Genomic DNA, 9824 nt, shown 5'->3' with positions numbered 1-9824 from the left:
GTCGAGGCCCGACTCCCGCAGCGACGTCAGAACGTCGCGCAACACCGGGGCGGCCAGATCGGTGGTGGTCAGATCGGCGAACCCGTGCCCGGCATTGCCGATCGGCGTCCGACGCGGCGCCACCAGAACAGGGACAGAGCTCATGCCAGCCAGTCTCTCACTCGGCCACGGGCGACCTTGCCACTGGCGGTCCGCGGCATCGACTCGATCGGCACCCAGCGGCGGGGCAGGGCTTCCTTCGTCAGCGTCCGCCGTGCGCGCGAACGGACCTCGCCGATGTCCGCGGTGCCGTCGAGCTCCACCACGGCGGTGACGGTCTCGCCGAGCACCGAATGCGGCGATCCGACGACGGCGGCCGCGGCGATACCGTCGACCGTCTCGAGGATGCGCTCGACGTCCTCGGCAACCACCGTGGTGCCGCCGACGTTGATCGCGGATTCTCCCCGGCCGCGCACCGTCAGCTCGCCGTCGTCACCGAGTTCGGCCAGGTCACCGACGCCGAACCACTCCGGGACTCCGATCACGCTGTACGGCGACCGGACGTACAGCAGACCGTCGCGGATGTCGGCGTCGACGCCGTCGAGCAGCCGGAGCGGTTCGGGCACCCGGCGCGCCGCTACGAGGGAGAGTTCCGCGGCGCCGTAGTACTCGACGATCTCGATGCCGTCCGCCACCGCGCGGGCGCCGTCGTCCAGGGCGGTCCCGGCGACGATCGCCGTGCGCAGCTTCGGGGCCTTCCCCACCACCTCACGGAGAACGGCGGGAACGGCGTGCACCACCGTCGCCCGGGACGGGTCGTCGGTGACGCACGCCCCGCGCCAGAGTGCGTGCACGGCGCCGAACAGGTGCATCGTGGCGTGCAACGGGCCGGTGATCAGCACGTGGTCCGTCGCGTCGATGCCGGTGATCGCGGTGAAGGCGGGGAAGCTGTCGAACCAGGAGGCCGCGGTGCGCGCGAGCGGACGCGGGCTGCCGGTGGAGCCGGACGTCGCGACCAGCAGAAACGCGGACGGCGGAATCGCCGTGCGGTCCGGGCGCGCGTCGGGGTTCTCGACGATCACCGCCGTCCCCTGCCGCGCCGCCGCGCACACGCAGATCAGGGCGTCCGGGACCGGCAGCGTCGACGCGTCGTAGGCAGACGCACCCGAGCCGTGCTCGAGGATCCATCGGTCGATGGCACGGTCGAGTTCGGCGTAGGTGTAGGTGCGGTCTTCGAAATCGAGAGCGGGCTGATCGCCGGAGCCGCCGAGTTCGGAACTCACGTACGGATCAGGCCGGGGTACGCGCGATGCACGCTCTTGGCGACCACGGTCGCGACGACGACCTTGAGCAGGTCGCCGGGGATGAAGGCGAAGTTGGTGGTGATGGCGGCGCCGACACCCAGATCGGTGCGGAGCAGGAGTCCGACGGTGCCGAAGACGTAGATGACGACGATCCCGCCGAGGGCGTTGATCAGGAGACCGAGCGCGATCGGGTACTTCGGCAGGATCCGGGCGGTGAGGAGGCCGATGATCAGCGTCGCGGGAATCCAGCCGATGAGGTATCCGGCGCTCGGGCCTGCGAGCGCGGTCAGTCCGGTGCGGCCACCGGACAGGAGGGGCAGGCCGATGAGGGTCAGTGCGATGAAGACCGCGACAGCGGCTGTGCCCTTGCGAGCGCCGAGCACCGCGCCGGCGAGGATGACGCCGAGCGTCTGCAGTGTGATCGGCACTCCGCTGAAGCCGACCGTGATGGCGCCGGGCAGTCCCAGCGCCGCGATCAGTGCGGCGAAGACCGCGATCTGCGCCATGTCCCGCGCTGAAATACCGAGCCTCGACACCCGAGCACTCTCGACATCTGCCATGACGACTCCTCTTGCCTCAAACTTGAACGACGTTCAAGGTATCAGGTCGGTGCGGACAACGGTGCGGCAGACTCCGCAGCGTCGCCCTGGTCGGGCGTCGTGCGCGACCCGGCCCGCGCCGCTCCTATTCCCGCCGCGACCACGAAGCAGATACCGGCGACGGCCGCGTGGTCCGGAATCTGGTGCAACACCACGAGCCCGATGATCAACGCGAACGCCGGTTCCAGACTCATCAGCGTCCCGAACGCGGCGGTGTTCAGCCGGCGCAGGGCGAGCATCTCCAGCGTGAACGGCACGACCGGCAGCAGTATCGCCAAACCCAGCCCGATGATCAACAGGTCCGGCGTCATCTTTCCGAGCATCGACGGCCCGCCCACCGCAGTCGCGACCAACCCGGCGACCGGCATGGACACCGCGAGCCCGTTGAGACCGGCCACCTCGTCGCCCACGCGCTGGGTGAGCACGATGTAGAGGGCCCAGCACGCGGCCGCGCCCAGCGCGAACAGGATTCCGACCGGGTCGACGCCGCCGGCCCAGGGTTGCGTCAGCAGCAGCACCCCGACGGCCGCCAGTGCCGGCCACTTCAGGCGACCTCGTCCGTGCAGAACAGCGACGCCGAGGGGCCCGAGGAACTCGATCGCGCTGGCGGTTCCCAGCGGGATCCGGTCCACCGCGGCCATGAACAGCAGGGTGACCGCCGCCGTGACCACTCCGAGCAGGACGCACGCGCCGAGGGACGAACGCGTGAACGCCTTCGGCCGAGGCCGCACGATCACGGCCAGCAACACCCCCGCCCATGCCAGGCGCAACCAGGCGGCGCCCTCGGCGCCGACGCGTTCGGACACGCCGACGGAGATCGCGAGTCCGCTCTGTACGCACAGCATCGAGGTCAGCGCCATCGTCGCGCCGACGTGGGTCGAGTTCCTGGTCATGCCTGCATTGAATGACACCTCGACCGTTCACGTCCACGTGACTTTCATGGACAAACCGTTCGGATATCGCGAACAATACGTGGGTGGATACCCGACGCCTCCATCTCCTGCTCGAGCTCTCCCGTCTCGGCTCCATGCGCGAGGTCGCCGAGACACACCGGCTGACCACCTCGACCGTCTCCCAGCAGATCGCCGCACTCGCGAAGGAGACGGGTGCGCAGCTCGTCGAACCGACCGGCCGCCGGGTGCGGCTCACACCGGCCGGTCGCCGGCTGGCCGACCACGCCGTCACCATCCTCGCGGCCGTCGACGCCGCCCGGCTCGACCTCGACCCCCACGCCGAGCCGGTCGGCACCCTGCGCGTCGGGGGTTTCGCGACGGGCATCCGGGTGTCGCTGCTCCCGGTCGTCGCCGAACTGGCACGCACCCACTCTCAGGTGGACGTGGTGATCAGCGAGTACGAGCCGGTCGAGGCGTTCGCGTTGCTCGCCGACGACGAACTCGACCTCGCCCTGACCTACGACTACAACCTGGCACCGGCATCCCCGGGCACCGCGCTCGAGGCCGTCCCGTTGTGGTCGACTCCCTGGGGACTCGGCGTCCCCACGCCCGCCGGGAACGGACCCGCAGACGTCGCCGCCTATGCCGGTTCGCCCTGGATCGTGAACTCCCGCAACACTGCCGACGAGGACGCCGTCCGCACCTTGGCCTCGCTCGCGGGTTTCACACCGCACATCGCCCATCAGATCGACAGCCTCGACCTCGTCGAGGACCTCGTCGCCGCCGGCTACGGGGTGGGTCTGCTGCCCGCCGACCGTCCCACGCGCAAGGAAGTCACGGTCCGCCCGCTCACCAACCCGAAGGTCGTGCTGACGGCCTACGCCGTGACCCGTCGTGGGAGGTCGACCTGGCCGCCGCTCCGGTTGGTCCTCGACCGCCTGGCCGCCGTCACCGGTTTCTAGCGGGAGGCCACGGCGGAAGCCGCATCCTTCAGGGTGCGGGCGGCGACCTGCAGTCCTTCGAGCTGTCCCAGTTCGACGTCCTCGTGTTCGATGTTGACCGCCATGTCGGGGTCGACCCGCTGCAGCGCGGCGAGGAAACGGGACCAGAAATCGACGTCGTGTCCGCGGCCGACGGCGACGAAGTCCCACGCCGAGTCCTCGGGCCACTTGTTGACCACGTGCTTGCCACCGAGTCCGGTGGGGTTCTGGTCGGCCGGGATCCGGGTGAACCGGTCGTCGAGAACACCGTAGATCTTGCAGTTCTCGTTGATCCGGGTGTCCTTCGCGGCGGCGTGGAAGACGAGGTCGCCGAGCCAGTCGACAGCGGCGACCGGATCGATGCCCTGCCAGAACAGGTGCGACGGGTCCATCTCGGCGCCGACGTTCGTCGCACCGGTCTTCTCGACCAGACGCTTCAGGGTCGGCGGGTTGAACACCAGGTTCTGCGGATGCATCTCGATCGCGACCTTGACACCGTTCTCACGGGCGAGCGCGTCGATCTCCTTCCAGAACGGCACCGCCACCTGATCCCACTGGTAGTCGAGGGAGTCGAGATAGCCGCTGTCCCATGTGTTCACGTGCCATGCCGGCCACTGGCCGCCGGCGTGCGCGGCGGGCAGCCCGGACATCGTGACCACCCGGTCCACACCGAGCAGGCCCGCGACCTTGATGGCGTTGCGCAGGTCCTCGGCGTCCTCGGGGCCCACCTCGGGATCCGCGTGCAGCGGGTTGCCGTTGCAGTTCAGGCCGGCGATGGAGACGCCGGTCTCGTCGAAGACCTTCAGGTACTCCTGCGGTGACACCTCGCCGGAGAGGAGTTCCTTGACGGGCAGGTGCGGGGTGGGCAGGAAGCCGCCCGCGTTGATCTCCGCGCCCTCGAGCCCGAGGGACGCGATGGTCTCCAGCGCCTCGCGCAGGCTGCGGTCGTGCAGGACGGCGGTGTACACACCGAGTTTCATGAGGGTTCCTTGCGTGGTGGGAAGAAGTTGCGGTTCAGTAGTTTTGCGGTTCAGGGTTGTGCGGTTCAGCCGATCTTGACGGCTGCTCCGTCGGCGCGGGCGGACTCCGCGACGGCGGTGACGATCTGCATGCCGCGCAGGGCGTGGGCGAAGGACGGCAGCGGGCCGAGGACGTCGATGCCGGCGATCTGGTCGAGGAACGCCCGGGCCTGGTAGGCGAAGAACTCCGCCTTGCCGTGGCCGACTCCGCCGGCATCCATCGGCAGGCCACCCTGGATGTACGGGTGCTGCGGTCCGATGATCACCCGACGCTGACCGTTCACGGTGCGGTCGAGGCCCTCGCTGGACACCGAGAATTCCGCGGCGCGAGCCAGGTCGAACGCCGCGGAGCCGGACGTCCCGAACAGCTCGAAACCGAGTCCGTCCGGAAGCTGGTGCGCGACACGGGAAGCGGAGAACGTGCCGACCGCGCCGTTTTGGAAGCGCGCCGTGAACGTCGCGAGGTCCTCGTTCTCGACGGGTGCCATCTCACCGGTGGTCTCGGCCTTGGTGTGGCCGTAGGTGACTCCGGCAGGCACGGGACGCTCCGTGATCACCGTGGTGAAGGTCGCGCCACTGATCTCGACGATCGGCCCGCAGACGAATTCGGCCATGTCGAGCAGGTGGCTGCCGACGTCTGCCAGCGCGCCGGTTCCGGGACCTCCGCGGTACCGCCAGGTGATCGGCGAAGCGGGGTCGAGGCCGTAGTCGCACCAGTAGTGCCCGTTGAAGTGGATGATGTCGCCGAGGCGGCCCGTCGCGAGTTCGTCGCGGATCGCCTGGATGGCCGGCGACCGGCGGTAGGTGTACCCGACGGTCGCGATCGTGTCGGCGTCCGCGGCGGCCGCGACCATGGCCTCGGCGTCCGCGATCGACCCGGCCAGGGGCTTCTCGCACAGCACGTGCTTCCCGGCAGCGAGGAGGCCTTCGACGATCTCCCGGTGCAACTGGTTCGCGACGACGACGCTCACGGCGTCGATGTCCGGCGATTCGGCGATGGCCTGCCAGCTGTACTCGGCCCGCTCGTACCCGTACCGCTTCGCGGTGTCGTCGGCGACTGCCTGGTTGGTGTCGGCAATCGCGACCAGACGCACGTCGGGGCGGTCGGTTCCGAACAGCGTCGACGCCATGCGATATCCGGCGGCGTGTGCTCGTCCGGCCATGCCGCCGCCGATGACGGCGACACCGATCGAGTTGGAAGTCATGAGTGGAAGCCTTTCGGTGTGATGTTGACCCGGCGGGAGTGCACGTCGGCTACCCACAGACACCCGCACGAGTGTGAAGACGCCCTCCGGCTAGTTCGGTCTATTTAACCGGTCTAGTACGACTACTATGAGCTGAGTCACGACACCCTGTCAACCCCCGCCCCGGCGGGCCGGCCAACAGGCCGCACCCCTTGACGAACGCCCCCTTCCTGCGCACACCGAATAGACTTTCACTGAGTATTAATTCAGTGAATAACAGTTCAGGAGGACGCGTGGAGGCCATCGTCGCAGGCGGAGGTGTGTCCGGGACCGCGACTGCAATCGCATTGCGCCGCATCGGTTTCGACGTCACCCTCTACGAAACACACCCCGACCCGGCAGGACAGGTGGGCTCATTTCTGAGTCTGGCATCCAACGGACTGCGGGGGCTGGAGGCGCTCGGTTGCCTGGACCAGGTGCAGCAGGCCGGTTTCGCGGTGCCCACTCAGCGAATGTGGTCCGGTACGGGCAGGCTGCTCGCGGAAGTTCCGCGCGGACGGCTGTCGGGGGATCCGCTGTTCAGCGCGACGCTGATGCGCGATTCCCTGGTCGAGGTGCTGCGGAAGTGCGCAACGCAGGCCGGTGTACGGATCGTCACCGGCCGCCGACTGGTAGCCGCCGAGCCCGTGGGCGACGGTATCCGCGCGCAGTTCGCCGACGGTTCCAGCGCACGCGCCGACCTGCTGGTCGGTGCCGACGGTCTCTGGTCGGCTACTCGGTCGGTCCTCGATCCGGGCGCGCCCCGACCCGTATACGGCGGGCTCTACAGCGTCTCGGGCGTCGCCGACGGCGTCCCGGCCGAGACCGGCACGTTCAACATGGTCTTCGCGCGCTGCGGCGCCTTTCTCCACATCCCGGCTCCGGACGGAACCGTGTGGTGGTCCGCGCAGGTTGCCGATCCCCGGCACCGAAACCGACAGATATCGGCGACGACCGGTGGCTCGACCGACTCGCCGAGCTGTACCGGTTCGAGCCGAAAGCGCTCGAGATCATCAGGGCGACCACGCAATTGCACCGTCCGACGCTCATGCACACGCTGGCCGAAGTCCCCATCTGGCACGACGAACGCGTCGTCCTCGTCGGCGACGCCGCCCACCCGGTCGGCGCGGGGCAGGGCGCCTCCATGGCCATCGAAGACGCCGTGGTCCTGGCTCGGGCACTCGCCGATGCCGACTCGACCGGGGATTGTCTCGCCGAGTACCACCGGCTCCGCCGCGCCCGAATCGGGAAGATGGCCAAGGCGGCCCGCACCAACCGCGACGCCAAGACCGTCGGCCCGATCGCGCGCCGGTTTCACGACCTCGTCATGCCGATCGCCTTCGGGCACCTCTACGAAAGGGCCACCACCTGGCTCTACACCCACGATCTGGGCACATGGCCCGCGCAGGCGGAGCAACCCCGGCCCGCCGAACACTGACGGCCGTCGCAGGTCAGGACACGCCCGACCGGGATCCTTCCATCGGCTCGGGCGCGGGCCCGGTGGTACGGCGCGCGACGAGCCGCGGGCGGAGGACGGTAGCCACCGACTCGGTCCTCCCCCGGTCCAGCCGCTGGATGACCGCATCCACCGCGGTGGCGGACTGCTCCCGCGGTTGCTGATTGACCGACGTCAGATCGATGTGCGCCAGCTGGGCGAGCACGCTGTCGTCGTATCCGGAGACCGAGACGTCTTCGGGGATCCGCACACCCCGGCTGCGCAGTTCGCCGATCAGCCCGATGGCACTGCGGTCGTTGGCCGCGATCACCGCGGTGGGAAGTTGCGACCGCCCGAGCAGAGTGCCCGCGGCGACCGTTCCGGCGCTGTCGGTGAAATCGCCCTCGACGACGTCGATATCGAGTCCGTGACGACGCATGGCACGGGTGTATCCCGACCTCCGGTCGGCTGCAATCGTGCCCGTACCACCGCTGAGGTGCGTGATCCGGCGGTGTCCCAGCTCCACGAGATGGTCGACGACCGTGCCGATCCCCTTGCCGTCCGCCGTCCGCACGACGTCGACGGCGCCGTCACCGACGCGGCGACCGACCACGACCACCGGTACCCGCTCCCCGAGCGTGTCGAGCACGTCGGTGCCGAGTTCGGTGCCGAGCAGGATCAAGGCTTCGCAGCGGAAATCGAGCAGCGTTTCGACGACTTTCGGTTCGGCGTGCGTGGGAGTCAGGGCGCCGAGCACCACCTCGTACCCGTGCTCGTCGGCGGCGGCGACGATGTACTCGACCATCTCGGCGTGGAAGCTGTTGCGAATATCCGCCATCACACCCACGAGGTGGGTTCGCCGGAGCGACATCAGTGCGGCCGTACGGTTCGGTCGGTACCCGAGCTCGTCCGCGACGTCGAGGACCCGCTTCCGCGTCTCCGCACTCGGCCCGGGAACACGCCGAAACACCATGGAGACCAATGCCTTCGACACGCCCACCCGGTCGGCGATGTCCTGCATGGTGACGGCCTGCCGGGGCATCGGAACGGAGCCGCCACTCCGGGCGTCGTCGCTTCGCATGTGCAGACCCTTTCGCTCGCCGAGCACGAGGCACACCCAGAGTATCCGACATAGACCGAAGTACTAGACCGGGCTACCTACCCGAACGCAGCTATCGCGCGGGCGAACGCGCGACGTTCGGTGTTACGGGCGCCGGCGAGCACGAGCGCTCCCTGCACGAAGCGGCGGAGCGGATCACAGAACACTGACCCGACCTGACATCCCGAACACCGGCGCCGATCTCAGCCAGTAGTTACTTCGACCGCTATTGGGAGTTCCTGCTCTACGGTCTCGGCGCGGTGGTGATCGCCGCGATCATCGCGTATCCGTTCGCGATGAACTTCGCTCACCGCGCGGCCACGCTCGTCGTCCGGTACGTCAGCCACGAGGCGATCATCGCCACGTTCACCGGCCTGGTCGTCGTCATCAGCGTCTGGGAGGGCGGCATCCTCGGCCTCGCCGTCACCCTCACCGTCACCCTCACCGTCGGACTCGTCGGAGGCCTGCTGTCGCGGGCGTTCAAGATCCACGCAGGCGTCCTGTTCATGGGGTACTACGTGGCAGTCCTCAGCGTCCCCGCCATCCTCGCCCTCTGACCGCGCCGACTACGCGGTGATCAGGTCGATGGCGACGGCCGCTCCCTGCGGATCGACGACCGCGTCGAGAATGGTCTTCTGCGTCTGGGTCAGGTGCTCGGTGCAGGCAGCGGCAGCCGCCGGCCCGTCGCCGGCGAGGATCGCACGGCACATCGACAGGTGCTCCGCCAGCGAGACGTCCAGACGAGCCGGGCGGGAGTGGGCGATGTTGCGAAGCCTCTCCGTGTGCGGCCGGAGTTCGGCAATCGATCGGGCCAGTTGCGCGTTCCGGGTGTGCGCGATCACGGCCTGGTCGTACGTTTCCGTGAGTTCGTAGAAACGATCTCGCCGGGACTCGGACGGGGCCTCCTCGGAGATCGCCCCGAGTGCGTCCGCTACCTCTTCGAACTGCTGCCGGGCCGCGGCGTCCCGGGCGACGGCCTCGGCGACCATGCGCGCGGCGGCCGCCTCGAGCAGGATGCGTAGCTCGAACAGGTCCCGAACGCTTTTGATCGAGATGGGAGCGACCCGTGCGCCCTGCCGGTCGATGAGCGAGACCAGCCCCTCCCCCTCGAGCCGAAGGAAGGCCTGGCGAACCGGGGTGCGAGACGCCGAGAACCGCGCGCCCACGTCGATGGCACTCAGCGACTGGCCCGGGGACAGGGACCCGTTCAGGATGTCCTGCCTGAGCTGCTCGTATACCTGCTCGCTCTTGCTCCCACCCGTCATGCATACATCCTAACGTTCGCAGTGGCAT

The 9824-nt window shown here is 68.8% G+C and carries 10 protein-coding genes and 2 pseudogenes; 4 read left to right on the top strand and 8 right to left on the bottom strand.

Annotation, left to right across the window (positions count from 1 at the left end; genetic code table 11):
• From AC1D1G_RS09555 to AC1D1G_RS09540, 4 genes and pseudogenes are all read right to left on the bottom strand, one after another.
• A pseudogene (locus AC1D1G_RS09555) lies at positions 1–153 on the bottom strand (acetyl-CoA C-acyltransferase); the annotation flags it as partial.
• Entirely contained in the window at positions 141–1262 is a 1122-nt protein-coding gene (locus AC1D1G_RS09550) for a class I adenylate-forming enzyme family protein (protein WP_477951830.1), read from the bottom strand. The pseudogene AC1D1G_RS09555 and the gene AC1D1G_RS09550, both read right to left, overlap by 13 nt.
• Positions 1259–1843, bottom strand: a complete 585-nt coding sequence (locus AC1D1G_RS09545; protein ID WP_477951829.1) for a biotin transporter BioY — start codon at positions 1841–1843, stop codon at positions 1259–1261. The genes AC1D1G_RS09550 and AC1D1G_RS09545 overlap by 4 nt, the downstream gene beginning before the upstream one ends.
• Before the next feature lie 41 nt (positions 1844–1884).
• Positions 1885–2775 carry an EamA family transporter gene (locus AC1D1G_RS09540; RefSeq protein WP_418341454.1) on the bottom strand — a complete coding sequence of 297 codons (891 nt, stop codon included), beginning with the start codon at positions 2773–2775 and terminating at the stop codon, positions 1885–1887.
• 83 nt (positions 2776–2858) lie between these two features.
• On the opposite strand from AC1D1G_RS09540, the gene AC1D1G_RS09535 reads away from it, so the two are divergent.
• Positions 2859–3737, top strand: coding sequence for a LysR family transcriptional regulator (locus AC1D1G_RS09535; protein ID WP_283351666.1), 879 nt, complete (start codon positions 2859–2861; stop codon positions 3735–3737).
• On the opposite strand, the gene AC1D1G_RS09530 is transcribed toward AC1D1G_RS09535, so the two are convergent.
• Both AC1D1G_RS09530 and AC1D1G_RS09525 read right to left on the bottom strand, forming a co-directional pair.
• The gene (locus AC1D1G_RS09530; protein WP_477951827.1) at positions 3734–4735 is read right to left on the bottom strand and encodes a sugar phosphate isomerase/epimerase family protein; all 1002 of its coding nucleotides are present in this window, start codon (positions 4733–4735) and stop codon (positions 3734–3736) included. The genes AC1D1G_RS09535 and AC1D1G_RS09530 overlap by 4 nt on opposite strands.
• A gap of 65 nt (positions 4736–4800) precedes the next feature.
• Positions 4801–5979, bottom strand: coding sequence for a Gfo/Idh/MocA family protein (locus AC1D1G_RS09525; protein ID WP_283330927.1), 1179 nt, complete (start codon positions 5977–5979; stop codon positions 4801–4803).
• 248 nt (positions 5980–6227) lie between these two features.
• On the opposite strand from AC1D1G_RS09525, the pseudogene AC1D1G_RS09520 reads away from it, so the two are divergent.
• Positions 6228–6689: pseudogene (locus tag AC1D1G_RS09520) on the top strand (FAD-dependent oxidoreductase); the annotation flags it as partial.
• Positions 6690–6895: 206 nt separating this feature from the next.
• Positions 6896–7435: an FAD-dependent monooxygenase gene (locus tag AC1D1G_RS09515; protein WP_477951826.1), complete on the top strand. Its 540-nt coding sequence runs from the start codon at positions 6896–6898 to the stop codon at positions 7433–7435.
• A gap of 13 nt (positions 7436–7448) precedes the next feature.
• On the opposite strand, the gene AC1D1G_RS09510 is transcribed toward AC1D1G_RS09515, so the two are convergent.
• Complete coding sequence (locus AC1D1G_RS09510) at positions 7449–8513, bottom strand: LacI family DNA-binding transcriptional regulator (RefSeq protein WP_477951825.1); 1065 nt, start codon at positions 8511–8513, stop codon at positions 7449–7451.
• Positions 8514–8791: 278 nt separating this feature from the next.
• On the opposite strand from AC1D1G_RS09510, the gene AC1D1G_RS09505 reads away from it, so the two are divergent.
• Complete coding sequence (locus AC1D1G_RS09505; RefSeq protein ID WP_477951824.1) at positions 8792–9088, top strand: hypothetical protein; 297 nt, start codon at positions 8792–8794, stop codon at positions 9086–9088.
• 9 nt (positions 9089–9097) lie between these two features.
• Here the strand turns inward: AC1D1G_RS09505 and AC1D1G_RS09500 are convergent, their stop codons facing one another.
• A complete protein-coding gene (locus AC1D1G_RS09500; RefSeq protein WP_280780678.1) occupies positions 9098–9796 on the bottom strand; it encodes a GntR family transcriptional regulator in 699 nt (232 codons plus the stop codon).
• Positions 9797–9824: the final 28 nt, after the last annotated feature.

It is taken from the genome of Rhodococcus sp. P3_B8 (assembly GCF_056402775.1).
This window is presented reverse-complemented; position numbering and strand designations above follow the sequence as displayed.